General features: G+C 61.6%; 19 protein-coding genes. 10 read left to right on the top strand and 9 right to left on the bottom strand.

Annotated features, from left to right (window positions below; all coding sequences use genetic code 11):
* The first annotated feature begins 125 nt into the window (after positions 1-125).
* Complete coding sequence (locus ABQ278_RS00310) at positions 126-1148, top strand: LacI family DNA-binding transcriptional regulator (protein WP_349320689.1); 1023 nt, start codon at positions 126-128, stop codon at positions 1146-1148.
* Positions 1149-1197: 49 nt separating this feature from the next.
* Here ABQ278_RS00310 and ABQ278_RS00305 read toward each other — a convergent pair whose 3' ends face one another.
* Complete coding sequence (locus ABQ278_RS00305) at positions 1198-2502, bottom strand: outer membrane protein transport protein (protein ID WP_349320688.1); 1305 nt, start codon at positions 2500-2502, stop codon at positions 1198-1200.
* Positions 2503-2806: 304 nt separating this feature from the next.
* Here ABQ278_RS00305 and ABQ278_RS00300 point away from each other — a divergent pair, with 304 nt between their 5' ends.
* Positions 2807-3145: a DUF2147 domain-containing protein gene (locus ABQ278_RS00300; protein ID WP_349320687.1), complete on the top strand. Its 339-nt coding sequence runs from the start codon at positions 2807-2809 to the stop codon at positions 3143-3145.
* Positions 3146-3365: 220 nt separating this feature from the next.
* Here the strand turns inward: ABQ278_RS00300 and ABQ278_RS00295 are convergent, their stop codons facing one another.
* Positions 3366-3896, bottom strand: a complete 531-nt coding sequence (locus ABQ278_RS00295) for a hypothetical protein (RefSeq protein WP_349320686.1) — start codon at positions 3894-3896, stop codon at positions 3366-3368.
* Positions 3897-4111: 215 nt separating this feature from the next.
* On the opposite strand from ABQ278_RS00295, the gene ABQ278_RS00290 reads away from it, so the two are divergent.
* From ABQ278_RS00290 to dapB, 4 genes are all read left to right on the top strand, one after another.
* Positions 4112-4507: a hypothetical protein gene (locus ABQ278_RS00290; protein WP_349320685.1), complete on the top strand. Its 396-nt coding sequence runs from the start codon at positions 4112-4114 to the stop codon at positions 4505-4507.
* A gap of 1240 nt (positions 4508-5747) precedes the next feature.
* Complete coding sequence (gene dnaK / locus ABQ278_RS00285) at positions 5748-7652, top strand: molecular chaperone DnaK (RefSeq protein ID WP_349320684.1); 1905 nt, start codon at positions 5748-5750, stop codon at positions 7650-7652.
* A 181-nt stretch (positions 7653-7833) separates the two neighbouring features.
* Positions 7834-9006: a molecular chaperone DnaJ gene (gene dnaJ / locus ABQ278_RS00280; protein WP_349320683.1), complete on the top strand. Its 1173-nt coding sequence runs from the start codon at positions 7834-7836 to the stop codon at positions 9004-9006.
* Between the two features lie 407 nt (positions 9007-9413).
* Positions 9414-10166, top strand: a complete 753-nt coding sequence (gene dapB / locus ABQ278_RS00275) for a 4-hydroxy-tetrahydrodipicolinate reductase (protein WP_349320682.1) — start codon at positions 9414-9416, stop codon at positions 10164-10166.
* Between the two features lie 62 nt (positions 10167-10228).
* Here dapB and ABQ278_RS00270 read toward each other — a convergent pair whose 3' ends face one another.
* The 3 genes from ABQ278_RS00270 to coaBC all read right to left on the bottom strand — a co-directional run bounded on the left by ABQ278_RS00270 (position 10229) and on the right by coaBC (position 12452).
* A complete protein-coding gene (locus ABQ278_RS00270; RefSeq protein ID WP_349320681.1) occupies positions 10229-10585 on the bottom strand; it encodes a hypothetical protein in 357 nt (118 codons plus the stop codon).
* Between the two features lie 221 nt (positions 10586-10806).
* Entirely contained in the window at positions 10807-11259 is a 453-nt protein-coding gene (gene dut / locus ABQ278_RS00265) for a dUTP diphosphatase (protein WP_349320680.1), read from the bottom strand.
* Entirely contained in the window at positions 11256-12452 is a 1197-nt protein-coding gene (coaBC, locus tag ABQ278_RS00260) for a bifunctional phosphopantothenoylcysteine decarboxylase/phosphopantothenate--cysteine ligase CoaBC (protein WP_349320679.1), read from the bottom strand. The genes dut and coaBC overlap by 4 nt, the downstream gene beginning before the upstream one ends.
* Positions 12453-12518: 66 nt before the next feature.
* On the opposite strand from coaBC, the gene ABQ278_RS00255 reads away from it, so the two are divergent.
* A complete protein-coding gene (locus ABQ278_RS00255; RefSeq protein WP_349320678.1) occupies positions 12519-13124 on the top strand; it encodes a hypothetical protein in 606 nt (201 codons plus the stop codon).
* On the opposite strand, the gene ubiB is transcribed toward ABQ278_RS00255, so the two are convergent.
* From ubiB to ABQ278_RS00240, 3 genes are all read right to left on the bottom strand, one after another.
* A complete protein-coding gene (gene ubiB, locus ABQ278_RS00250) occupies positions 13125-14663 on the bottom strand; it encodes a 2-polyprenylphenol 6-hydroxylase (RefSeq protein ID WP_349320677.1) in 1539 nt (512 codons plus the stop codon).
* Entirely contained in the window at positions 14647-15435 is a 789-nt protein-coding gene (locus tag ABQ278_RS00245; protein ID WP_349320676.1) for a class I SAM-dependent methyltransferase, read from the bottom strand. Before ABQ278_RS00245 ends, ubiB begins: the two co-directional genes overlap by 17 nt.
* An 85-nt stretch (positions 15436-15520) precedes the next feature.
* Complete coding sequence (locus ABQ278_RS00240) at positions 15521-16132, bottom strand: TetR/AcrR family transcriptional regulator (protein ID WP_349320675.1); 612 nt, start codon at positions 16130-16132, stop codon at positions 15521-15523.
* A 127-nt stretch (positions 16133-16259) separates the two neighbouring features.
* On the opposite strand from ABQ278_RS00240, the gene ABQ278_RS00235 reads away from it, so the two are divergent.
* Positions 16260-16988, top strand: a complete 729-nt coding sequence (locus tag ABQ278_RS00235) for a DUF4386 family protein (protein ID WP_349320674.1) — start codon at positions 16260-16262, stop codon at positions 16986-16988.
* 14 nt (positions 16989-17002) lie between these two features.
* Here the strand turns inward: ABQ278_RS00235 and ABQ278_RS00230 are convergent, their stop codons facing one another.
* Positions 17003-17506 (bottom strand): response regulator, encoded by a 504-nt coding sequence (locus ABQ278_RS00230; protein WP_349320673.1) that lies wholly within the window; start codon positions 17504-17506, stop codon positions 17003-17005.
* Between the two features lie 213 nt (positions 17507-17719).
* Here ABQ278_RS00230 and ABQ278_RS00225 point away from each other — a divergent pair, with 213 nt between their 5' ends.
* A complete protein-coding gene (locus ABQ278_RS00225) occupies positions 17720-22711 on the top strand; it encodes an alpha-2-macroglobulin (RefSeq protein WP_349320672.1) in 4992 nt (1663 codons plus the stop codon).
* A 97-nt stretch (positions 22712-22808) separates the two neighbouring features.
* Positions 22809-24905, top strand: coding sequence for a penicillin-binding protein 1C (pbpC, locus tag ABQ278_RS00220; RefSeq protein ID WP_349320671.1), 2097 nt, complete (start codon positions 22809-22811; stop codon positions 24903-24905).
* Positions 24906-24981: the final 76 nt, after the last annotated feature.

Raw genomic sequence — 24981 nt, 5'->3', positions numbered from 1 at the left:
GACCCCAGATTGCTTATGGCAATCTGGCAAGGGCAAAGCCCGCCCGAGCCGATACGAGGTAGCCATGCGGCGCTTGAGCGTTCATCCGGATCATGTAATGATCCGGTGAAACTACAAAAAGCCACATGATGAAACGCCCCACCTCCTTCGATATCGCAGCGCTTGCAGGCGTCTCCCAGGCCACCGTGTCGCGGGCGCTTTCGGGCGCCGCCTCGGTCAGCGAAGCGGTGCGCCAGCGCGTTTTCGATGCCGCCACCCAGCTCAACTACACCGTCGATATCAATGCGCGGAAGCTGCGCTCCAAGAAGATCAACACCATCGCCGTGCTGGTCTCCGAAGACCTCGACCAGTCCGACAACCGCATCAATCCCTTCTTCCTGCCACTGATCGGCTCCATCCTCGACTACGCCAATTCCAAGGGCGTTGATGTGCTGATGTCGCTGCAAAAGGCCGATGCCGACTGGGGCGCCGACTATGGTTTTTCGCGCCGCGCCGATGGCATCATCTTCCTCGGCTACCGCGATTTTGAATCCTATTTGCGCCGGGTCGCCGTGCTGCAACAGGTCGGTGAGCCGTGGGTGGTGTTCGGACCGGTCATGCCTGAAACGCCCAACCTCTTCATCGGCTCACAAAACCAGGAGGGCGCGCATTCGGCGGTCGAGCACCTGATCAAACTCGGCCGCAAGCGTATCGTGTTTTTGGGCGAGGCCTCGGAGCATCATTCGGAGTTTTTCGAAAGGTTCAGGGGTTACCAGCGCGCCCATGTCGAGGCCGGCCTGACCCCCGATCCGGCCCTGGCGATCGATTGCTTTATCTCGCGCGAAGAAGGCGCGGCGGCGATTGATCGTCTGCTCGATGAAGGCGTTCAGTTTGACGCCGTTTTCGCGGTCACCGACCTGCTGGCCATCGGTGCGATCCAGAGCCTGCAAAAGCGCGGCCTGCATGTGCCGAAGGACGTGTCGGTGATGGGTTTTGACGACCTGTGGGCCTGCACCTGCATCAACCCCACGCTCTCGACCGTGCGTCAGGACACCACAACAGCGGCCCGGGTTCTGGTCGATACGCTAGCGGCCCTGATCGACAATGAGCCGGTGGAGATGACGCGCATACCGACGCAACTCGTCATCCGCGAATCCTGCGGGGGATAAGGCGCAGAAAGGGGAGCCCCTTGTGAGGCTCCCCTTAAAGTACGGCTGCCTAGAAGGTGTAGTGGCCACCGACCGCCAGCACCATGGCGCTGGCGTCGTTAAGCTCACCCTTGATGACGACCGCGGTCTGGACGGCGGTGCCGGCATAGGCCGCGGTGGTGGTGCTGAGCGTGCTCTTGTCGAAGGCGACATAGGTGAAGGCGGCATCGATGGCGAAATTGGGCGTCATCTGATAGCTGGTGCCGACGGCGTAATCCATGCGGTCGGCGTCGGGCACGCGGGCGTCGCGGTGACCATCGCGCGTCGGGGTCGGGTCGGACTGGATACCGGCGCGGACCGTCCACTTCGGATTGATCACGTAATCGCCGCCAATCGCCAAACTGACCGTGTCGCGGTAATCTTCCGGGATGGACTGGGAGACCGACCCGCTGATGGTGATGGCGTCAAATTCGCTCCAGCCGAAGCTGATGGCCTGGGCGTGCAGGGCCAGCTTGTCGGTGGCTTGAAAGGTGACGCCCAGCATGGCTTGCGACGGGGTGCTGAAGGTGGCCGACAGGCCGTCCGTGGTGCCGTTGGAGGTGGCGAGGGGTCTGAGTAGGCCGGAAACCGTCAGGTCGCCGCTCAGTTCGTGCTTGATGGCCGACTTGTAGCTTAGGCCGACCGTAATCCTGTCATGATGCGCCTGGGCGCCGACCGAATAGCCATAGTCCCAGCCATCGCCTTCCAGCGTTTGAGCGCCATCGGCCAGCAGGGGCGACAGGTTGGGCAGGGCGTTGTTGAGCGTCGCCTTGGTGTATTCTGCATTGAGGCCGACGCCGAGGCTCAGCCAGTCATTGACCTTGAAAGCGATGGTCGGCTGGATGTCGATCGTGGTCAGGCGGGTCTTGTCGGCTTCGTAACGCGCCCAGCTACCGGTTTCGTAATTGGTCTCGAAAGAGTAAGGGGCGGTAACGGTGACGCCAATGGCGACGCGGTCATTGAGCGGCATCGAAAACGAGCCATTGGGCAGGACGCCGTTGGCGATCGGGTCTTTCGATGAGGCATTGCCACCCACCGAGGCGGCGGCCTGGCCGGGGCGCACGATGACCGAGCCGGTGTCATCGACGCTGCCCTTGGGCGCGATATAGGCGGCGCCGAAGCTCAGGTCCTTGGTGGTTGAGCCGGCGATGGCAGCCGGGTTCCACCACAGGGCGTCGGCGCCCCCGGCGGTGACGGCGCCGGAATAGGCGTTGCCGGCCTGCTTGGCCGAAAGATCCTGGAGGTAGAAGCCACCCGCCTGAGCGGAGGGGGTGAGGCCAGCCATAAGGGCGAGCGCCGACGCAGCCGCAAGGGCTGTGATTTTGAGGGATTGCATATGCGTTACTCCTGTAGCGAATTCCACTGCGTAAGATCTGGACGTGTCGCGGTGGGAATTCGGGGGGAGGAATTCCACGGCGCGTCCGGCGTTTCTGTGACGCGGATTGAACGGTATTTTCTCACTTGCCTTACGTGGACGTCAAGCCAATTGTTGACGCGAGTGTCAACTTTTCGTGTAGAAGCGTAAAATTGACATTCTTGTCAGGGCAAGGTTACGTAGACGTCAAATCCGGGCCGCGGGGCCTTTGTGCGCAAAAGCCAACAGACCCGCCGCCCGCAAGGCAACAAAGTGGAGGACGGCCATGATGCGTAAGATTTTACTGGTGAGCGCTGTGGCGCTGTGGGCCGGTTCGGCGATCGCCGCCGAGCCGATCGAGGGCAACTGGAAGACCGAGGCCGGCGATACCGCCCGCATCGCGCCTTGCCCGGAAGGGTTTTGCATCACCCTGGTCAACGGCAAGTACGCCAACAAGCAGATCGGCCATATGAAGGGCAATGGCGGGCTTTATAACGGCCAGATCACCGATCCGAAGGACGACAAGACCTATGAGGGCTCGGCGGCGGTGAGCGCTGGCCAGCTCAAATTGCAGGGCTGCGTGCTGAAGGTGTTCTGCAAGTCGCAGGTCTGGACGCGCCTGTAAGGGTTGGCCCCTGTGTTTGACGTGCTTTTGGCCCCTGCCGCGATCTGCGGTAGGGGCTTTTTGGTTTGGGGTTTGGGACGTCTTATCCTCCCCTGCAAAGCGGGGGAGGTGGCGGGCGTAGTCCCGCCGGAGGGGGCTCTTTCTAACTACGGGGGCGCCCCTCCGTCATCTCGCCAAGAGGCTCGATGCCACCTCCCCATCTGCGATAGGGAGGAGCAGGTTAAGGCGGCTCTGTATCGGTCTCAGTCGCGCGGGCTTCGAGATAGGCCTGAAAAATGTCATTGGTGCGCTTTTCGAGATCGAGCGCGGCGAGGGCTTCGGGTGACAGCGGTTCGGCCTCTGCCTCCGCCACGTCGTCGATCTCTTCCTCGTGATAGCTATAGACGAAAGGCGCTTCTTCCATGGCGAGTTGCGCGGGTTGCGGCGTCACTTGGGGCGTCATTTGGGGCGGCCTGGCCATGCGCGCCTCAAAAGCGCTGATGGCGTCACGCACAGGCTTGCTGGGCGTATAAACGACCGGACTGGTCACCTGTGGCAGGACTGTAGCTGCGGCGCTGACCTTGCTGTAAATCTGGACCAGCATCCGGTCGGCGGCCGTGATGGTTCGCAGGGTGCGCTCGCTGTCGACGGCATTTTTCGGCATGGGCAGGGCTTCGACGGCTTCCAGCACGCGCTCAGCAAAAGCGCGCAGACGCTCCCGGCGCTGTTCGAGCGGTGTCAGGTCGGCGGCGATGTCGTGTGACGTGTCCATCCCATCTGTGTTAAAAACAGTAATCAACTCCTTTGTTTCATCGGCTGGGTAATCGTCGTAAACGGTAAAGCAACCGTCCTCAGAGAACATTTCTATGGTTATTTCGCGTAGGAGATCTTCGTCTTCCTCAAGCTGCTGGGCGACATATTTTAAAGTGAAGAATGTGCTGTCTCGGTAAGCCATCAGGCCGCCTCTGTCTTGCTTTGGGTTAAGGGATGCCAGTTCCAGGGCAGGAGTTCATCAAGACGTCGAGCGGGATGCTCTGCAATACGCGCGAGGATACGCCCCCGGAAGACATAGACATCGCCGGCGAAGGGCTGTCGGTGAAGATGTTCCTGGACCAACAAGGACAGTCCAGTCATGCCTTTCCTCATATCGAAGTGACCTGTGGCAATCCAGATTTTAGCGCCCGAACCGATGGGGATCATCGCAAGCTCTTCATGATCGCCGAGACCAGTTCAAGAGAAGCCCCAGCGCCAATGCTCACACGAGCGCCGATTTTGAAGTCGACTGTTATCAAACCCGCGCCTGACTCTGACCCAGCGCCCGCCGGCCCATCCGCAAGTATAGCGGGACTGAAAGAAACGCCGCTGCTGGCCGCCAGAAACTGATCCCGCCATCTGTAAATCAGGCTTGTCGCCACATCGAACTGCCGGGCAACCTCTGTCACGCTCGAACCAGGCGAAAACGCCAGAGAGACAATCTCGCGACGCTGACTATCATGCCATTTCCGCCGACGTTCCGGGCCATTTAATAGAATTCCACGCGTCATAATTTGCAGCCTGCACTCGTAAGGACGTCCCTAACAGCGCAGCATCACAGATTAAATGCGCAATTGGAATGTGGCCCCTTACGGAGGAATACGGAGCATTACGTCGAGCAACGTAAGAAAACTGAACTGTTCTACAAAAAGAAATAATCATACCCCCTGTGGCCTTGGGCGAATGGGTACCACAGAAGTTCAGGGCAATCGCACGCTACCGCTATCGTTAGTGGCCGGACTGAAAGGGCGTAACTATCGCCTAGCTTGTGGAGGGCTTGTTGCATTCGCGGTTGACGAGAATCAGGTCAACATGCGTAGTAAGCGTATCAGGGAAAGTTCACGGCGGGTTATTTCATACAATGCTTAGAAGCTATTGGCACGTCGGACTTGCGATTGGGATAACGTTGCTGCTTGCCGGAATGGGTCTAAGCGTACAAAGCCAACCACAGCACAAATCCCCAAGCAACCAATGCCAAGCTTATCGCAGCGAGTGCCCTCACCCAACGATAATAAGCCAGCATATAACCGCAGGTGATGCTGCAGCATCCAATGAGCAGCCCAATACAGGAAAAGATAGCCGATTTGATTTGGATAGGCGCAACGTAGAAGCTGCGGAGAAATCTGCCGGATGGACAATGTGGACTGGAATTGTCGGCACTGTAGGAACAGGTTTTGTCGCATTCTCTCTCATATTCAGTGCGATTTGCGACCAAAGCTGCCTTAGATGCCGCTGTAGCGACTAGAGAGGCCAATGCCCAGACGAGGGAGCTTTTCGAGGCTGAAAACCCCGGCAAGCGGGGAGGTATAGAGGGGAGGTACAAGGTGAGGCGGTGCAGCGCGCGCTGTCGCGTATCCGGGTCAAGGGTGCCTCGCACCCTTGCGACCCTGGTGACCTTAAAAATTTTGGGGCCATTCCTCTTGCGACTTCGTTCGCATAACCCATATCGGCTACAGCTTTCAGGCATCCTTCTTACCAAGGGGGCTTGAAAAAGCATCCACTTTCATCTTAACGGGGATGGACATTCGCGGCGCTTGCCTCACATAAGGCCGCACCAGACCATTCGCCTTAACGGAGCAGACTTAAACCCATGGCTAAAATTATCGGTATCGACTTAGGCACGACCAACTCCTGCGTGGCCATCATGGACGGCAAGGCCCCCAAGGTCATCGAAAACGCCGAGGGCGTGCGCACCACGCCGTCCGTCGTCGCCATCGTTGACGACAGCGAGCGCCTGATCGGCCAGCCCGCCAAGCGTCAGGCCGTCACCAACCCCGCCAACACCCTTTTCGCCATCAAGCGTCTGATCGGCCGCAACTATACCGACCCGATGGTGCAGAAGGATAAGGGCATGGTCCCTTACGAAATCAGCAAGGGTCCTTCGGGCGACGCCTGGGTCAAGGCCCACGGCAAGGATTACTCGCCGCAGCAGATCTCGGCCTTCATTCTGATGAAGATGAAGGAAGACGCCGAAGCCTATCTCGGTGAAACCGTTACCCAAGCCGTCATCACGGTTCCGGCCTACTTCAACGACGCCCAGCGTCAGGCCACCAAGGACGCCGGCAAGATCGCCGGTCTGGAAGTGCTGCGCATCATTAACGAGCCGACCGCGGCCGCTCTGGCCTACGGCCTCGACAAGAACGACGGCAAGAAGATCGCGGTTTACGATCTCGGCGGCGGCACGTTCGACGTCTCGGTTCTGGAAATCGGCGACGGCGTGTTTGAAGTGAAGTCGACCAACGGCGACACCTTCCTCGGCGGTGAAGACTTCGACATGCGCGTCGTGGATTACCTCGCCGACGAGTTCAAGAAGGAAAACGGCGTCGATCTGCGTTCCGACAAGCTGGCCCTGCAACGCCTTAAGGAAGAGGCTGAAAAGGCCAAGAAGGAACTGTCGACCGTCGCGCAATACGACCTGAACCTGCCGTTTATCTCGATGAACGCTTCGGGCCCGCTGCACCTGAACCTCAAGCTGACCCGCGCCAAGCTGGAAAGCCTCGTGGAAGACCTGATCGCCAAGACCATCGGGCCTTGCCAGCAGGCGCTGAAAGACGCCGGCCTCAAGGCCTCGGATATCGATGAAGTCATCCTGGTCGGCGGCATGACCCGCATGCCCAAGGTGGTCGACGCTGTGAAGACCTTCTTCGGCCGCGAACCCCACAAGGGCGTCAACCCGGACGAAGTCGTGGCACTCGGCGCCGCCATTCAGGCCGGCGTGCTGCAAGGCGACGTCAAGGACGTGCTGCTGCTCGACGTAACCCCGCTGACGCTGGGCATCGAAACGCTGGGTGGCGTGTTCACCCCGCTGATCGAGCGCAACACCACGATCCCGACCAAGAAGTCGCAGACCTTCTCGACCGCCGACGACAACCAGTCGGCCGTGACGATCCGCGTCTTCCAGGGCGAGCGCCCGATGGCCGCCGATAACAAGACCCTGGGCCAGTTCGACCTGGTTGGCATCCCGCCCGCACCGCGCGGCGTGCCGCAGATCGAAGTGACCTTCGACATCGACGCCAACGGTATCGTCAACGTCCACGCCAAGGACAAGGCGACCAACAAAGAGCACTCGATCCGCATTCAGGCCAATGGCGGCCTGTCGGATGCCGATATCGAGGAAATGATCAAGACCGCCGAAGCCAACAAGGGCGAAGACGAGAAGCGTAAGCAGCTCATCGAAGCCCGTAATCAGGCCGACGCCCTGATCCACTCGACCGAAAAGGCGCTGAAAGACTTTGGCGCCAAGGTGGGTGCGGAAGACAAGACGGCGATCGAGACGGCGCTGGCCGATCTCAAGACCGCCAAGGACGGCGAAGACGCTGACGACATCAAGGCGAAGCACCAGACCCTGCTGACCGCCTCGATGAAGCTCGGTGAAGCCATGTACGCCCAGCAGGGCGAAGAGGGCGGCGAAGAGTCGACTGGCACGGCTGAAGACGACGGGGTGGTCGATGCCGACTTCGAAGAAGTCGACGGCGACGACCACAAGCGGGGCTAAGACCCTGTATGCGCGCGCCATGGCCATCTGGTGATCACATGGCGCCGCGCCTCACGGACGAAGAGGCGGCAAGGTTTGACTCCTTGCCGCCTTTCGGCCACAAAACCTTCCTGACATTGACAGATGAGGCCGCCACGCCGCGAGAGCGATGCGTTATGGGCCTGCCATCGGGGCGAGTTGTATGAGCAAGCGTGACTATTACGAAGTGCTGGGCGTTGAGCGCACGGTCGATGAGGTGATCCTCAAATCGGCTTTCCGCAAGAAGGCCATGGAGCACCATCCCGATCGCAATCAGGGCGACAGCGGGGCCGAAGCGCGTTTCAAGGAAGTCAATGAAGCCTACAGCGTGCTGTCGGACGCCCAGAAGCGCGCCGCTTATGATCGCTTTGGCCACGAGGGCGTAAACGGCCAGCAAGGCGGCTTTGGCGGTGGATTCGGCGGCGGGGCGCAAGGCTTCTCGAACGTCGAGGACATCTTCTCTGAAATGTTCGGCGATATCTTCGGCCAGCAGCAGCGCCGTGGGCCGCAAGGCGCGCAGCGCGGGCCCGATGTCCGTGCCGATTACGAAATCACGCTGGAGCAGGCCTATAAGGGCGCAGATGTCGAGCTCGATATCCCCACCACCATGACCTGCGAAGTCTGCCATGGCTCGGGCGCCAAGCCCGGCACAAAGCCCGTCACCTGCTCGACCTGCGGCGGTCAGGGCCGTGTGCGCGCCTCGAACGGCTTCTTCGCCGTGGAGCGCACCTGCCCGACCTGTAACGGCCAGGGCCAGATGATCAAGGACCCCTGCACCAACTGTAATGGTCATGGTCAGGTGCGTCAGAACAAGACCCTCAAGGTCCGCATCCCGGCCGGCGTCGATGACGGCGCGCGCATCCTGCTCAAGGGTGAGGGTCAGGCCGGCCATAAGGGCGGCCCCAAGGGCGACCTCTATATCTTCCTCACCGTGGCCGATCACGAGATCTTCGAGCGCGATGGCGCCGATCTGCATTGCTCGATCCCGGTGCCGATGACCAAGGCCATTCTAGGTGGTGAGCTCGAAGTGCCCTGCCTGATGGGCGGCGAAAACTGCGATGGCCAGTGCAAGCTGCAGATCGCGGTGCCTGAAGGCGCCCAGACCGGCCATAAAGTCAAGCTCAAGGGCCGCGGCATGCCGGTGCTCAATTCCAAGCACAAGGGCGACCTGATCGTTGAGCTGTTCATCGAGACGCCAAAGCACCTGACGGCCCGCCAGAAGGAGCTGATGAAGGAATTCGCCACCCTGGCCGAGGAGCAGTCCTATGCCCAGTCGCAAGGCTTTATGCATAAGGCCAAGCGTTTCTGGGAAGATATCACCGGCGCCAACGCCTAGGGGCAAGCCCCTAGGACCGGAATCGCGGTAAGGTTTGGAAGTCCCGTCGGTGTTCAACTGGCGGGATTTTCTATTTTATACCTCCCTGGCGACGCCGCTGTCTTTTCTCGATGGCGTGAACTGTCTTTACTTCCCCTCTCCCCTCTCCCCTCTCCCCTCACACGAGGAGAGAGGACGACAGGCAAGGCGAGGCCGCAGAATGTCGGGTGAGGGGCTTATGTCAACTTGCGAAAGCGCCCCTCACCCGGTCGCCTTCGTTTCACTCGGCTCCCGTCCTCTCCCATAGTCATGGGGAGAGGGGAAGATTAAGAGCATTTCGCTAGGGCCTTGGTTAGCAACTCGGCGGTTGACCTCACGCAGCCTTATGCCTATTCGGGAAAGACCTCCTTCACGCACAAGGCCTGCTCATGTCCGCGACTACACGTTTTGCCATCAATGGCGCCAAAGGCCGTATGGGTCAGGCCGTCGGGCGTGTGCTGGAAGAAACCGGACAGACCATATCGGCGCGTTTCGAGCAGGGCGACATGTTCGATCTCACCCGCTCGGACGTGGTGATCGATTTCTCGACGCCGGAAGCGTCACTGGCGCTGTGCGAGGCCTGCGCCAGCGAGGGCCTCAGCCGTCCGCGCCCCATCGTGCAGGTCATCGGTTCGACCGGGTTCACGCCGGAGCAGCAGGATCGGCTGGCGCTCTATGCCGACGAGGTGGTGATTATCCAGTCGGGTAATTTCTCGCTCGGCGTCAATCTGATGATCGGCCTGCTCAAACAGGCCAGCGCCCGCCTGAACGCCAAAGACTGGGACATCGAAATCCTCGAAGGCCACCACAAGCGCAAGGTCGATGCACCTTCGGGCACGGCCCTGATGCTCGGCGAGGCCACGGCCTACGGGCGCGGCGTCAATCTGAAGGACGTCAAGGTGGCGGCGCGCGATGGCATCACCGGTGCGCGCAAGGACGGCGATATCGGTTTCTCGGTCATTCGTGGCGGCGGCATTGTCGGGGAGCACTCCGTGCTGTTCGCCTCGGAAGACGAGATCATCACCTTCTCGCACAGCGCCCGCGACCGCACGCTGTTCGCGCGCGGCGCGGTGCAGGCCGCCCAGTGGGGCCGCAAGCAAAAGCCCGGCATTTACGATATGCAGGATGTGCTTGGGTTTTAAGCCTGAAGCCGCAGAATGTCAGGTGAGGGAAACTATTTAAGAGCCACCACTGATATGGCCGGTCACACCGGTTTATGGCCATTTGGCCTGGGCAGGGCCAGCGAAAGGGTCAGCTTGATCAGGCCCATAGCGCGGATCACCACATAGCTGAGTGCGAACAGCATCACCAACTGCATTTCGACCTCAAGCTGGCTAAGATCGGGCCAGATCGCCTGATAACCCAGCGCCATCGGCAAAAGCGCGGTCACGATGACGGCCGGTATCAGTGCCAAGAACGCCAGAAGAAACGCGGAGCTTCGCCGGGGCTGGATCATGCCAAGAACCAGGCTGATGAGGAGCACAGGAACCGGATTGAGGCCAATCATCGCCGCTTGGCCCGCATCCCACATCGCCCAGAGAAACTGTGTAAAATCACCCATCGGTGTCACCTTTGCAAAAGGATCGTTCAGCTCGGTTCCATTAAAGGCTTGAAGTCTGAACCTCTTTTGAGGTTTCGGTTCACGTCCGGTTCAGGCGTGGTCATTCCGTGTACGTATGATGATACGGTGCAGCGCTTCGCGTTTCTTGCAAAGTGGAAATGTGTCTCTACGGGATCACAGATGTGTGTTTTCAGGCGAGTTGCGCTCGCCTGATGCGGGAATTACCTCCCGGTAGAGCCGAAGCCGCCTTCGCCGCGCGCCGTGGTTTCCAAGGCGTCCGGTGTTTCCCACACGATGCGGGCGTGTTGCGCCACGATCATCTGGGCGATGCGGTCGCCGCGACGGATGACGAAATCTTCCGTACTGAGATTGACCAGAATGACGCCGACCTCGCCGCGATAATCGCTGTCGATGGTGCCGGGTGAATTGAGGCAGGTGATGCCGAACTTCAGCGCCAGACCCGAACGCGGCCGGACCTGCACCTCATAGCCCTGCGGCACCGACATCTTCAGCCCGGTCGGCACAAGCGCGCGGCCCATCGGCTTCAGCGTGATTTCGTCGCCTTCGGGGATAGCGGCGCGCAGGTCTAGACCGGCCGAGCCTTCGGTTTCATAGGCGGGCAGGGCGAGGCCGACGGCGTGCGGGAGTTGGAGAACGTGGGCGGTAACGGTCATGAGATGCGCTTTTGAATATAGGAGCTGAGGAAATCGGCGATATCGGCCTTGGTCTGGCCGGCGATCGGGGTGAATCCGTCGAGATCGACGAGGGTGGCGGCGTTGCTGTTGCTGCCAAACACGCCGGTGGAGACGTCATTGGCCACGATGGCGTCGCAGCCCTTGGAAGCCAGCTTGGCCTTGGCATAGTCTTCCAGCTTCTGCGTTTCGGCGGCGAAACCGATGACAAGACGCGGGCGCAGATCGAGATGCTTCGACACGGCTTCGAGGATGTCGGGGTTCTTGACGAAGGTGATCGATAGTTCGTTGTCGGTGGTCTTCTTCTGCTTTTCCGCGGCTATATCCTTGGCGCGCCAGTCGGCCACCGCCGCCACCCCTACGAACACATCACACGGAAGCTGGGCGTGGACGACGTCGAACATGTCCTGCGCCGTCTCGACATCTAGGCGCGTCACACCGACCGGCGTCGGCAGCGCCACAGGCCCGGAGATCAGGGTGACGTCGGCGCCATCGCGCGCCAGTTTTTCGGCGATGGCATAGCCCTGCTTGCCGGAGGAACGATTGGTCAGGCCGCGAACCGGATCGAGCGGCTCAAAGGTTGGGCCGGCGGTGATGACCACCTTCTTGCCGGCCAAAGGCCCATCAACCCCGCCGGTGATATGGAACTCGATGGCGGCCAGGATCGCTTCCGGTTCGCTCATGCGGCCAAGGCCAAATTCGCCGCACGCCATGTCGCCTTCGTCGGGGCCTGTGAAGAGGACGCCGTCACCTTTGAGGGTGGTCACATTACGCTGGGTGGCGGCGTGGTGCCACATGCGCACATTCATGGCCGGGGCCAGCAGGACGCGCTTGTCGGTGGCGAGCAGAAGCGTCGAGGCCAGATCGCTGGCGAGGCCTTGCGCCTGCTTGGCCATCATGTCGGCGGTGGCGGGCGCCACAACGACGAGATCGGCCTGACGCGACAGCATGATATGGCCCATCTCCGTCTCGTCGGTGAGATCGAACAGGTCGGTATAAACCTTGTCACCGGAAAGGGCGGCGGCGGTCAGGGGCGTGATAAATTCGTGCGCCGCCTTGGTCAGGACGACGCGCACATTGAGACCGGCCTTCTTGATCAGGCGGATCAGTTCGAGCGATTTATAGGCCGCGATGCCCCCGCCGATGATCAAGAGTATCCGTTTGGTGTCGGCCATGCCGTTCCCTTTCGCAATTGCGCCGCTTGTGCCATAGGTAAGCCGCGCGAAGCAAGGGGACAAGGTGTGCGGGGGATAAGACTTTTACTCGGTTTGCTGGGATTTATCGGGCTGGTGGCCTGCGATGCCGGGCCGTCGGCGGTTTTGCCGGATCGCGCCGGCAAGGCGCCGGCCGAGCAGGTGCAGCCGGGTAAAAAGCCGGTCTGGGCGGGCGCCGATAAGCCGGTTGAGCAGGCTTCGATGCCGATGGTCGATGATCCGGCGCCGGTGGCGGGCGCGGCCCTGCCGATCGCCGCGGATCGCGCCCGGATCACGGACAGCCACTATGGCGACTGGCCATTATGGTCGAAGAACCGCAAATATTCGGCCGATGAAAACGCTCACTATCATTTCGAGAAGCATGATCCGGAATTTAGCGCCAAGTCCTATCCGGACTATATGGCTATGGTGCACGGCTTCATCCATAGCCCGCCGTTGGGCACCCAGACGCTTAGGCGCAGCAATGGCGATACACTGTTTTACGATCCGAAGGGCAATGTCTTTGCGATGATGACGAAGCAGGGTGCGCCGCGCACTATGTTCAGGCCGGATAACGGCGCGGCCTATTGGCAGAAGCAGAAACAGATCGAAAGCGAACGCCGGACGCCAAGGCGTGACGGGTATAGCGAGTGATCACCGCACGGCCAGCCAGATGAGTACCGCCAGCGAGATCACCGAGACGACCAAGGCGATCAGGCCGAAGGTGCGTCCCTGCGCGGCCACCACTTTCAGCGCCGCCAGTTCCACGGCCTGGCGGTTGGCGGGGGCATTATACTCATCATCATCGGTTCGCAGGCGGCTGATCAGCTTTTCAACGATACGGCGGGTCTGGACCACCGGCGACAGTTCGCGCGAAATCCAGTCCTTGACCACCGGACGGGCGGCTTCCCACAGATCGTGTTCGGGATAGATGCGGCGCGCCACGCCCTCGACCGACACCATGGTCTTTTGCAGCAGCACCAGTTCGGGGCGCAGGTGCATATCAAACTGCGCCGTGATCTCGAATAACTGGGTCAGCAGGCGGCCCATGGAAACTTCGGTGGCCTTCTGGCCCAGCACCGGCTCACCGACGGCGCGCAGGGCCTGGGCGAAACTATCGACATTATGGTGGCGCGGCACATAACCGGCCTCGAAATGGACCTCGGCGACGCGCTTGTAGTCGCGGCGCAGGAATCCCCACAGCATTTCCGCCAGATAGCGACGCTCCTTGGGGCGCAGACGGCCAATGATGCCGAAATCGATGGCGGTGATCTGCGCCGGCGCGCTGACGAACAGATTGCCTTCGTGCAGATCGGCGTGGAAGGCGCCGTGATCGAGCGCCTGGCTGAGAAAGGCACGGATCAGATTGTCGGCCAGTTCCTTGTGGGCGAGGCCGGGCAGGGTCAGGGCTTCGGGGCGGCTGAGCGGCGTGCCCTGCGCCCACTCGGTGACCAGAACGCGGCGCGACACCTGATGCCACACCACCTTCGGCGCACGCATCCAGGGCTCGGTATTGATGATCTTGCCGATCTCGTCGCAGGCCGAAGCTTCGAGGCGCAGGTCGAGTTCGAGCAGCAGCGACTGCGCCACGGTATCGACGAAAGCGACCGGCTCCAGCCGGCGCGTCGAGGGGAAGAAGAAGACGACCATGCTGGCGGCCAGCACCATCATGTCGATGTCGGAGGCGATGACCGTCTCGATATCGGGGCGCAGGATTTTGACCGCGACCTTGCGGCCATCGAGCAGGATCGCTTCGTGCGCCTGGGCGATAGAGGCCGAGCCCAGCACATCGCCGAAATGGCTGAAAATGGCGTCGACCGGCTTGCCGAGCGATTCGACCACGCTGGCCTCGGCCACCGATTGCGGGAAGGCGGGCAGGTTGTCCTTCAGGTGGGCCAGGTCGATGATGAACTGCTGGCCGAAGATGTCGCCGCGCGTCGAAAGCACCTGGCCGAGCTTGATAAAGGCGGGCCCCAACTGCTGCAGGGCGATGGCGTAGCGCTCACCGGGGCGAAGGTTGGTTTTCCTGGCGAACATGCCGCGCAAAAGACCGGCGAAGGCGCGCGGTACCGGCGGCAGCAGGTGCGCCGTTTCTTTCGGCAACAGGGCGTCGTAACGCAACAGGACAAGACCCGTGCGGAACATACGCAGCCATGAGTTCAGACCCGACAAGCTGTTATGCCCAGCCTTCATGCAGGGCGCAGACCCCGCCGGAGAAGTTGGTATAGCGGGTGGCGCGGAAACCGGCCTTGTCCATCATGCCCTTGAAGGTGTCCTGATCGGGGAAGCGCTGGATCGACTCGACGAGGTACTGGTAGCTGTCGCGGTCCTTCGCCACCAGTTCGCCCATAAAGGGGATGACCTTGAACGAATAGGTTTCGTAGATTTTCGAGATCACCGACGAGGTCGGGTGCGAGAATTCGAGGCAGAAGAAGCGGCCGCCCGGCTTGAGCACGCGTTTGGCTTCGTTGAGCGCGACCTGCACATCGGCGACGTTACGGATGCCGAACGAGATGATGTAGGCGTCGATCGTGTTGTCATCGATGGCCAGGTTCATGGCGTCACCGACCGACCACGAGATTTCCGGCTCATCGAGATGTTGCTTCGCCGACTTTTCACGGCCGGCCATGATCATGGCCTCGTTATAGTCGATGATGCGGATCTCGGAGTCCTTCGCCGCATAGCCGCGTGACTGACGGCGGGCCTTGGCGGCGCGCGCCAGCTTGGCGAGGCGGCGGGCGATATCGCCGGTCCCGCCGGCGCAATCGATGATGACTTCACCCGGCTGCGGATTGAGGCGGGCGCAGGCCGCGTCCTTCCACAGGTGATGAACCCCGCCCGACATGACGTCGTTCATCAGGTCGTAGTTCGAGGCGACATTTTTGAAAACATCATGGACCATCTCCACCTTTTCGCGGGCGTCGACATCCTTGAAACCAAAGGGGGAGGTGGCGTGTTGGGTCATGACGGGCTTTGTAGCCCGAAAAGGATAAATTTGCGAAGGGGAAAAGTGGTTAAATGTACGGTACGAAAGCGGCAAATCGTCGCTTTCAGGCCGGAACCGCATAGAGTCGCGAAAGAAACGCTTTCAGGCCATCGCGCAGGCGCTGCCAGTCAGCCTCTGATTGCAGGGGCAGGCCGGAAAAGCCGCCCGAAACGCTTGAGGACAGGACCATCTGATGAATGATGGCAACGACCGAGGCATTGATCAGGGCGTAGTCGGCGCCCGGGGGCGGAATGGCGTCGCCACGTGCCCGCTTCATCCACAGGAACATCGCCTTGCCGCGCGCCTCGGCCAGCGGCTTGACCTGTTCGGCGGGGGCGGAGAGTTCCCACAGCAGAATTTTCTGCATCAACGGGCTGGCGCGAAGGGCCAGCAAATAGACATCGGCGAAGCGGATCATCTTTTCGGTGTAGGTTTCGTCCTGTGAAGAGGTCCCGTTGTCAGTCGCCGCCCCGATCCACTGCGCCACATCCTGACCTATGGCCTCCAGCAACCCTTCAAGCCCATCGAAATAGCGATAGATAAGCTGTTTGTCGCAACCTGCCTGACGGGCTACCGCATTGATACCGAATACCTGAAAGCCTTGCTCGGCAAGAGTTGTCTTGGCGGCTTTCAACAGCGCTGCGCGCGTCGCTTCACGGTTTCTGGGGCGGGTCATGGAGCCATTTAAGCAGATTTTCACGCAGAGAAAAAGCGCTTAAGTCACCGGCTGGTGATTTAATGCTTGAGGCCTGTGGATTGTTTTGCTATTTGCATGTCACCAATCAGTGACAATGGAAAAAATCATGTCGATATCGAGCAAATTAACGGGTGTTGCGGCCATCAGTCTCGCCGTTGTGTTCAATCTGCCGTATGGTTATCTGGCGCAAAATTTCGGCTATCCGGATATCCTGCGTCAACCCTCCGGCGAGGTGCTGGCGGCCTTCGCGGCCGGTGGCCAGGGCCTGATCTGGGCGTGGTATGTGTTCGGCCTGTCGGTGCTGGCTTTCGTGCCCCTGGCGATCGCGCTCTCCCTGACTCCTGATCGCCTCAGGCGGTCTGCGGCGGTCGCGGTCGGCGCGGCGCTGGCCGGAGCGCTGGCGGGGCTGGTGCAGGGCATGGGGCTGTTGCGCTGGGTGTTTGTGGTGCCGATTCTGGCGCAGGATCCGCAGAGCGTCATTGCGCAGCACCAGTTCGACCTGATGAACGCCTATGCCGGTGTCACCGTTGGTGAGCATATGGGACAGATTTTCACCGGCCTGTTCGTCGGTTTGGTCGCCGTTCTGCAATGGCAGGAGCGCAAGCATTGGGTGGCCACTATCGGTGGCCTGACGACGGCGCTGATGCTCGCCGGATCAGGCGGCGGACTGGTTCTGGCCCTCGGTCGTTCGGATGAATTGTTCTCACTGTTTTCGATCACCGCCTATCTGGCGCTGACGCTCTGGCTGATCGTGACGGGTCTGGGTCTGGTTGTGGCTAAGCGTTCCCCCAACCGGAACCGGTCATCTACGCCCGGCGCCGTTACGTACGGATGAAGGGGCCTCGCCTTTCACATCTTGCCGTCGGCCTTGTCGGCGACGCGGCGGAACGGCCCCTTGTAGTTCGGATTGTTCCGGCGGCGGCGGTCGGGGCCGACATAGTTGGCCGATTTCACCCAGCCGCGCTCGTTTTTGATCACGCTGCGCATCCGGTCGATCAGAGCGCGCGCGGTCAGGGGTTTGGCCACGAACTCGTTGACGCCGGCGTCGCGCGCCTCTATCACGCGGCGGCGGTCGGTGTGGCCGGTCATCATGATGATGGGGACGTAGGGGTTGGGGCTGTCGGTGCCGCGGCGCACCAGCTTGGTGAATTCAATGCCGTCGAGCTGTTCCATCATCAGGTCTAGGATGATGACGTCGGGACGCCAGTCGCGCACGATTTCCAGCGCATCAATACCATCGGAGGCTTCACGAATCTGGGTGATGCCTATCGACCGCAGCATGGTGCCGACAATCACCCGCATGTAGTGGTTGTCGTCAACCACGAGCACCATTACGCGTGCAAATTGGCTCAAGGCTCATACTCTCCAGCGGGCATGGCTTACCAGTATGCGGAATTGAATATGGATATCGCCCCCGCCGGTAAACATCTCTGATGCAGAATCACTATCCTTATTTGTGCAATTCACAAAACTAAAGATTGATCTTTGCCGCAATCTGCTCTTGATTCGCCTGCGACAAATACGAGCAGGGTAGAGATACCCAAGAGCAGGCGGGGAATAATTTCCATGATCGACTGGCACAACCGGACCCTTATCGCGGGCGCCGCGGCGGTATTGATTGCCGGTTTCGGCATCGGCTTCCTCACCGATCATGCACTCAGCAGCAATGCCAAACACAAGGCCGAGGCGGCGGCCTCCGGCGAGGTCGGCAAGCCGGCCACCGGCCTGTTTGGCAAGCTGCGCGATAAAAACGCCCCGCGCGCCGGCGATGCGCGCCCGGCCGGGTTTGCCGTCTGGCACCAGAACCTCGACACCAGCGGCCCGTCGCCCAAGGCCTGCGTCGAATTCTCCAAGCCGCTCGATCCGGCCAAGCCCTATGGCGACTATGTCGTTGTCTCGCCCGCCCTGCCCAATGCGCCGGCCGTTTCGGTGAAGGACGCCACCCTGTGCGTTTCCGGTCTCGATTTCGTCGATCGCCGCATCACCCTGCTCAAAGGCCTGCCCGGCAAGGGCAATGACGAACTGAAAGCCAATGCCGATCTCGATTTCAGCTTCGGTGAGAAGCCGCCCTATGTCGGCTTCGCCGGCAATGGTGTCATCCTGCCGCGTGAGGAAGCCGATGGCGTGGCGGTCGAAACCGTCAATGTGTCGGCCCTGGCGTTCGAGGTCTGGCATGTATCTGACCGCAACCTGGTGAGAAAGTCGGTCTCCGCGCCCGATCCGGTGGCCGAGGGCGAATATGATTATGCCTATGGTGACGATGCCGCCGACGATATCGGCGTCAAGATCTGGACCGGCAAGGTGGCGGTGAAGACCGGCAATGGCGAACGCGTCACGACCGTGTTTCCGCTCGGTGCGGTGTTGAAAACACTGAAGGCCGGCGCCTATGTCATCAAGGTGCGCGACGCTTCGGGTGGCCGCGACAAGAAGAGCGATGATGAGCCGGCGCAGGCCCGTCGCTGGGTGCTCTATACCGACATGGCCCTGACCACCTACAAGGGGCAAAATGGGCTTGATGTCGTGGTACGCTCGCTGAAAACGGCCAAGCCGCTGTCGGGCGTCAAGGTCGATCTCGTGGCTACCAATGGCGATACTTTGGGCGAAGTGCGCTCCGGCGCCGATGGCCGCGCCAGCTTCAACGGCGCGTTGCTCAAGGGCAAGGACGCCCTGACGCCCAAGATGATCATGGCCTATGGCGGCGCCGATGATTTCACCGCCGTCGATCTCGACCGTTCGCCGATGGACCTGACCTCGCATGGCGTCGGCGGCCGCAGCGAAGCGGGCGAAACCGGCACCGGCCGCGCTAACGCCACCGGCGTCGATTCCTACATGTATAGCGACCGCGGCATCTATCGCCCCGGCGAAACCGTCCGCCTCGTCGCCATGGTGCGCGATCCGGAAGGCAAGGCGATCAAGGACCGCAAGGGCTTCATCGTCGTCACCCGGCCTTCGGGCGTGGAAGCTTTCCGTTTCAGCTTCGAGAAGACGCCGCTCGGCTTTGCCAGCGTCAATGTCAACCTGCCGAAATCGGCGCCGCGCGGCCAGTGGGCAGCGCGTGTCGAACTGGTCGGTATGGACGAAGCGGCGGGCTCGACCAGCTTCGCGGTCGAGGATTTCGCGCCGCAGCGTCTGGGCGTTGATATCAAGGCCGACGCCACCAAGCCTTTGCTCTCAGCCGGCGAAACCCGTCCAGTGACCGTGGCGGCGCGCTATCTCTATGGCGCCATCGGTTCCGGCCTGCAGGTGACCGGCGAGGCGCGCATCCGCGCTGACGGCAACCCGTTCCCGAAATTCACCGATTACAGCTTCGGTGACGAAACCAAGCCCTACGAAGAGAAATATGTCGATCTGCCGGCCACCACGACCGATGGCCAGGGCAATGCCCTCTTCCCGTTCGATGCGGCGCTGGCGGGCGATACGACTGAACCTTTGACCGTGCTCCTGACCGCGTCGGTCTTTGAGCCCGGCGGCCGGCCGGTGCGCGAAAGCCAGACCCTGCGTATCAAGACCGCGCCGCTCTATCTCGGCGTCAAGGTCGATCAGAAGGACGGTTCGTGGAAGGATGCCCCGCGCATGGCCTTCAACATCATCGGCCTGACACCGCAGGGCGACAAGCGCGCCGTCAAGGGCGCCACCGTCAAGCTGATCTCGGAAATCTGGGATTACGACTGGTATATTTCCGACGGCAAATGGAACTGGCGCTCGACCCACCGCGACGTGGTGGTCTCGACCAAGGCCTATGATCTCAACGCCAATACCGGCGCGTCGTTTGAGCGCAATCTCGACTGGGGCGATTACCGCCTTGAGGTCGAGGTGCCGGGACAGGCCAAGACGGTCACGCGCTTCTCGTCGGGCTGGGGCTCGACGCAGAAGGGCACGGATGCGCCCGATTTCGTCCGCATCACCACGGGCAACAAGAGCTATAATCAGGGCGATACGGTCGAGGTGACGCTGAAGGGCCCCTATAAGGGCGAGGCGCAGATCGCCGTCGCCACCGATCACCTGATCGATCTCAAGACGGTCTCGATCGGCGAAAACGGCACCACAGTGCGGCTGAAAACCTCAGCCGCCTGGGGTGGCGGAGCCTATGTCATGGTCAGCGTCATGCAGCCGCGTGATCCGGTGACGGCCTCCAAGCCGCGCCGCGCCATCGGGCTCGTCTATGTGCCGCTCGATCCGAAATCGCGCAAGCTCGGCCTCAAGGTGCTGGCCAGCGATCAGCCGCAACGCCCGCAAACCGACAAAAACGGCCGCAACTTCATTGACGTGCCGGTTCAGGTCTCCGGTGTGAAGCTGGGCGATCGCGCCCGCGTCAGCATCGCCGTGGTCGATCAGGGCATCCTCAACCTGACCAAGTTCAAGTCGCCCGATCCGGTCGGCTGGTATTTCGGCAAGCGCGCGCTCGGCGTCGATTATAACGACGATTACGGCCGCCTGCTCGATCCGAACCTGGGCGCCGCCGCCCCCACCTATGGCGGTGATCAGTTGGGTGGCGAAGGCTTGACCACGACGCCGATCCGCACCATCGCCCTGTGGTCGGGCGTGGTCCAGACTGGCCTTGACGGCAAGGCCTATGTCCGCCTGCCGATCGAGAAGTTCAACGGCGAACTGCGCGTCATGGCCGTGGCCTGGACCGACGATGCCGTCGGCTCGGTCGACAGCCGCATGATCATCCGCGAGCCGGTGGTGGTCGATCTCGCCCTGCCGCGCTTCCTGGCGCCGGGCGACAAGGCCTTCGCCACGCTGGAACTCGACAATACCGACGGCAAGCCGGGCCTCTACACGGCCATCGTCAAGGGCCTGCAAGGTCTGGTCGTGGCGTTCGAGAAGGCGTTCAACCTCGACAAGGGCCAGCGCGTCATCGAATCCATCGCCATCAATGCGCCGAACCGCACCGGTGTCTCGTCTGTGCAGATCGGGCTGAACGGGCAGGGCTACGCCTTCAACGACAGCTTCAATCTCCAGACCCGCAACGGCTGGGGACCGCAGACCCGTGTCGCCACGGCATCGCAGGCGGTCAATACGGTGTGGACGCCGCCGGCCGATCTGCTGGCCGGTCTGCAACCCGGATCGGCCACGGTCGAGGTGTCGTATTCGCCCTTCCGCAATATCGATCCCGCGCCTCTGGCGGCCAACCTCGCCAAGTATCCTTACGGCTGCACCGAGCAGGTGACCTCGGCGGCGATGCCGTGGCTGTTCGTCTCGGAATTGCTGGTCGGCAAGACGGCGGCGAAACCTGGCAATGCGGCGCTGAAAGTGGCGGTCGACAAGATCCTCGATCGTCAGTCGGAAGACGGCGCCTTTGGTCTGTGGCGTCCGGGTGATGGCAATGCCGATGGCTTTATCGGCGCCTATGCCACCGACTTCCTGCTCGAAGCCAAGGCGCGCGGCGTCTATGTGCCGCAGGAGGCCATCGACAAGTCGCTGAACGCCATGCGTCAGATGGCGCGTCCCGATGGCTATGCCAATGTCAATTATCGCCTGAGCGTGCCGTCGAGCTGGAACTGGTTCGGCGTCTCCGGCGAGAAGCTGACCAAGCAGATGCGGTCACGCGCCTCGGCCTATTCGCTCTATGTGCTGGCCAAGGCGCATAGCGGTGATTTGGCCCGCCTGCGCTGGTATCACGATGTCCAGTTCAAGGAAGAACAGTCGCCGCTGGCCCGGGCTCAGGTGGCCGCCGGTCTGGCCATGATGGGTGATCGCGCCCGCGCACGCCAGAGCTTCCGCGAAGCTATCAAGTCGCTGGGTTATACCGATCCGAACGACTGGTATCAGACGCCCTTGCGCGATCTGGCCGGTGTCATTGCGCTGGCCTATGAGGCCGGTGAGGACGACATCGCCCGTTCGCTGACCGCGCGTCTGGAAAACGCCATGAAGAGCCCGTCGCAGATGAACACCATCGAGAGCGCCTATGTGCTCAAGGCGGCGTCCTACATGCTGAAAGCGACCGGTCCGGTGAAGATCCAGCCGCAGGGCGTCAAGGCCCTGCCGGGTGGTCTCAATGTCCAGCGCTTTGGTATCGGCGCGCTGGCCTCGGCTCAGCTGAAAAACACCGGCGCCGGCGCGATCTGGCGCACGGTCACGGTGATCGGCACGCCGCTGTCCGCACCGGGTGCGGAGAGCCATGGCATCAGTCTGGTCAAGACCTATTACGCGCTTGACGGGTCGCGCCTTGATCCCTCGAACATCACTCAGGGTCAGAAGATTCTGGTGGTGATCGCCGGCCGTTCGGACCGCGCCGAGTTGCGGCCCATCGTGGTCGATGACGCCTTGCCGGCGGGCTTCGAGATCGAATCGACGCTCACCAACGAGGACGCGCAAAACGGACCCTTCCGCTTTGTCGGGGAACTGACGGCGCTGAAGGTCTCGGAGGCGCGCGATGATCGCTTTATCGCCGCGCTCGACGTGTCGTCGTCGAACAGCTTCACCCTGGCCTATATCGCGCGGGCGGTGACGCAAGGCGACTTCTACCTGCCGGGTGCTGAGGCCAAGGACTTCTACCGTCCGGAAACCTTTGGCCGCACAGCCGGCGGCCGCACGGTGATTTCAGCACGTTAAGCAGGGGCTCAGCCCCTGCACCCATAACTCGACAGTGCGTGTCGTAGCCTTAATAAACCCTCTCCCCGTAAGCGGGGCGAGGGGGAAGATTGTTGCTTTGTTCAGGCTTAAACTTTTCAATCCCGAAACCCTGATCCCGCCGCTGGTCAAAACCCTGATCGGCGTGCTGGGGTTTCAGTGCGTCATCGCCGCCGTCAACCTGATCTTTCCGCCGGATATGTCACGCGCTCAAACCGCCTCCGCCGTGGCGCTGGACCGCAACGGCGCCTGGCTGCGCGCCCTGCCGGTCGATAACGGCCGCTGGCGTATCCGCGCCGATCTCAAGCGCACCGACCCGACCTTTGTGCGCAACCTGCTCAAGGTCGAGGACGAGCGTTTCTATCTCCACCCCGGCGTCGATGCGACCTCGATCCTGCGGGCGCTTCTGTCCAATCTGCACGCCGGCAATATCGTTTCCGGCGGCTCGACCATCACCATGCAGACGGCGCGCCTGCTCAATCCGCACCCGCGCAACTATGGCAACAAGCTGATCGAAGCCTTGCGCGCCGTGCAGCTTGAAATGCGCTATTCCAAGCGCGAAATCCTGGCGCTCTATCTGACGCTCGCCCCCTATGGCGGCAATCTCGAAGGAGTGCGCGCCGCCTCGCTCTCCTATTTCGGCCACGAACCGGAAAGCCTGACACTTGGCGAACAGGCCCTGCTCATCTCGCTGCCGCAGGCACCCGAAGCGCGCCGACCGGATCGCCGTCCGGAGAACGCGCTGAAGGCGCGCAACCTGATCCTGACGCGCATGGCGGCGCAGAACATCATCGGTTCCTCGCAGGCCCATGAGGCGATGAACGAGCCGATGGTGACGTCTCGCTTCGTCTTTCCGGCGCTGGCCTGGCATACGGCGGGGCGTCTGGCGCGCAACGTCAAAGGCTTGCAGGCGACGGTGGTAACGACGATCGACGCCAATCTGCAAACGCGGCTGGAGGCCATGGCAGCGGCCACGGCGAAAGAGCAGGGCCCCAATTCCTCGGTCGCCATTCTGGTGATCGACATCAAGACGCGTGGCGTGCGCGCCAGTGTCGGTGGCGGCGGACTGGATCGGCCGGGTGGCTGGATGGACATGACGCGCGCCATCCGGTCGCCGGGATCGGCGCTCAAGCCCTTCATCTACGGTTTCGCCTTTGAGGATGGCGTGGTGGCGCCCGATACCCGCCTGATGGATTCGCCGACGCGCTTTGGCGATTATCAGCCGGAGGATTTCGACCGCGTGTTCCATGGCGAGGTGTCGGTCAAGGAAGCCCTGATCAACTCGCTCAATGTTCCGGCGGTGGCGGTGCTCAATCGCATCGGGCCTGAGGCTTTTCAGGGCCGCATCGAATTGGTCGGGGTGCCGCTGGTGGTGCCGAAATCGGGGCTCAAACAATCCGGTCTGGCGCTGGCGCTCGGTGGCGAAGGCATCCGCATCAGCGATCTGGCCCTCCTCTATGCAGCCCTTGGCGATCACGGTCTGGCGCGGCCTCTGACCTATACCCTGACCGATGAAAAGGCCTCCGGTGGGCACCGCCTGATGCGCGCCGAGGCCGCCGATCGCGTCATTTCTATATTACGGGAAACGCCGCCGCCTGAGGGCCGCCTGCCCGGGCCGCTGATGAAGAACGCGAACCGTCCCGCCTTCAAGACCGGCACCTCCTACGGCTACCGCGATGCCCTGGCGGTGGGGGTGGCCGGCGGCTATGCCGTGCTGGTGTGGACCGGCCGCCCCGATGGTGGTGCGCGGGCCGATCAGACCGGACGCGAGGCCTCGGCGCCCCTGCTGTTTGACGTCTTTGACCAGCTCCAGGCGCCCAGCCAGTTGCCGCAGGCGATTGATCCTAATAATGCGCCGCAGGGGCTCAAGATGATGACCGGTGCGGGCGGGGCGCGGGCGTCGATCCTGTTCCCGCCGAACAATGCCACGGTCTATGTGGAAGTGAAGGGTGCGGGCGAAAAGCTCGATGCCGTGCGACCGCTGAAACTGTCGGCGCGGGGCGTCCGGCCGGTCGAATGGTTTATTGACGGCCAGCCGCTGAAGCTGGATGCTAACGGCGAATGGAGCTGGACGCCGCCGGCCGAAGGTTTTTACGATCTGAAAGTGATCGATGCGCAGGGCCACGAAGACCGCAGCCATGTCCGCGTCAGGTCCATCCGTGCAGATACGCGTTAGAGGCCGGAAAACAGAGCGGTAAGGGCTCAAAATTGGTCTTATATTGGCATCTTAAAAGTACCAAATCGGTCTTGTT

It is taken from the genome of Asticcacaulis sp. MM231 (assembly GCF_964186625.1).
Taxonomy (GTDB): Bacteria; Pseudomonadota; Alphaproteobacteria; order Caulobacterales; family Caulobacteraceae; genus Asticcacaulis.
This window is presented reverse-complemented; position numbering and strand designations above follow the sequence as displayed.

Coding starts and splice junctions, on each gene's coding strand:
- ABQ278_RS00310 (WP_349320689.1), top strand. CDS start 126: ATGATGAAACGCCCCACCTCCTTCGATATCGCAGCGCTTGCAGGCGTC.
- ABQ278_RS00305 (WP_349320688.1), bottom strand. CDS start 2,502: ATGCAATCCCTCAAAATCACAGCCCTTGCGGCTGCGTCGGCGCTCGCC.
- ABQ278_RS00300 (WP_349320687.1), top strand. CDS start 2,807: ATGATGCGTAAGATTTTACTGGTGAGCGCTGTGGCGCTGTGGGCCGGT.
- ABQ278_RS00295 (WP_349320686.1), bottom strand. CDS start 3,896: ATGGACACGTCACACGACATCGCCGCCGACCTGACACCGCTCGAACAG.
- ABQ278_RS00290 (WP_349320685.1), top strand. CDS start 4,112: ATGCCAGTTCCAGGGCAGGAGTTCATCAAGACGTCGAGCGGGATGCTC.
- dnaK (WP_349320684.1), top strand. CDS start 5,748: ATGGCTAAAATTATCGGTATCGACTTAGGCACGACCAACTCCTGCGTG.
- dnaJ (WP_349320683.1), top strand. CDS start 7,834: ATGAGCAAGCGTGACTATTACGAAGTGCTGGGCGTTGAGCGCACGGTC.
- dapB (WP_349320682.1), top strand. CDS start 9,414: ATGTCCGCGACTACACGTTTTGCCATCAATGGCGCCAAAGGCCGTATG.
- ABQ278_RS00270 (WP_349320681.1), bottom strand. CDS start 10,585: ATGGGTGATTTTACACAGTTTCTCTGGGCGATGTGGGATGCGGGCCAA.
- dut (WP_349320680.1), bottom strand. CDS start 11,259: ATGACCGTTACCGCCCACGTTCTCCAACTCCCGCACGCCGTCGGCCTC.
- coaBC (WP_349320679.1), bottom strand. CDS start 12,452: ATGGCCGACACCAAACGGATACTCTTGATCATCGGCGGGGGCATCGCG.
- ubiB (WP_349320677.1), bottom strand. CDS start 14,663: ATGAAGGCTGGGCATAACAGCTTGTCGGGTCTGAACTCATGGCTGCGT.
- ABQ278_RS00245 (WP_349320676.1), bottom strand. CDS start 15,435: ATGACCCAACACGCCACCTCCCCCTTTGGTTTCAAGGATGTCGACGCC.
- ABQ278_RS00240 (WP_349320675.1), bottom strand. CDS start 16,132: ATGACCCGCCCCAGAAACCGTGAAGCGACGCGCGCAGCGCTGTTGAAA.
- ABQ278_RS00235 (WP_349320674.1), top strand. CDS start 16,260: ATGTCGATATCGAGCAAATTAACGGGTGTTGCGGCCATCAGTCTCGCC.
- ABQ278_RS00225 (WP_349320672.1), top strand. CDS start 17,720: ATGATCGACTGGCACAACCGGACCCTTATCGCGGGCGCCGCGGCGGTA.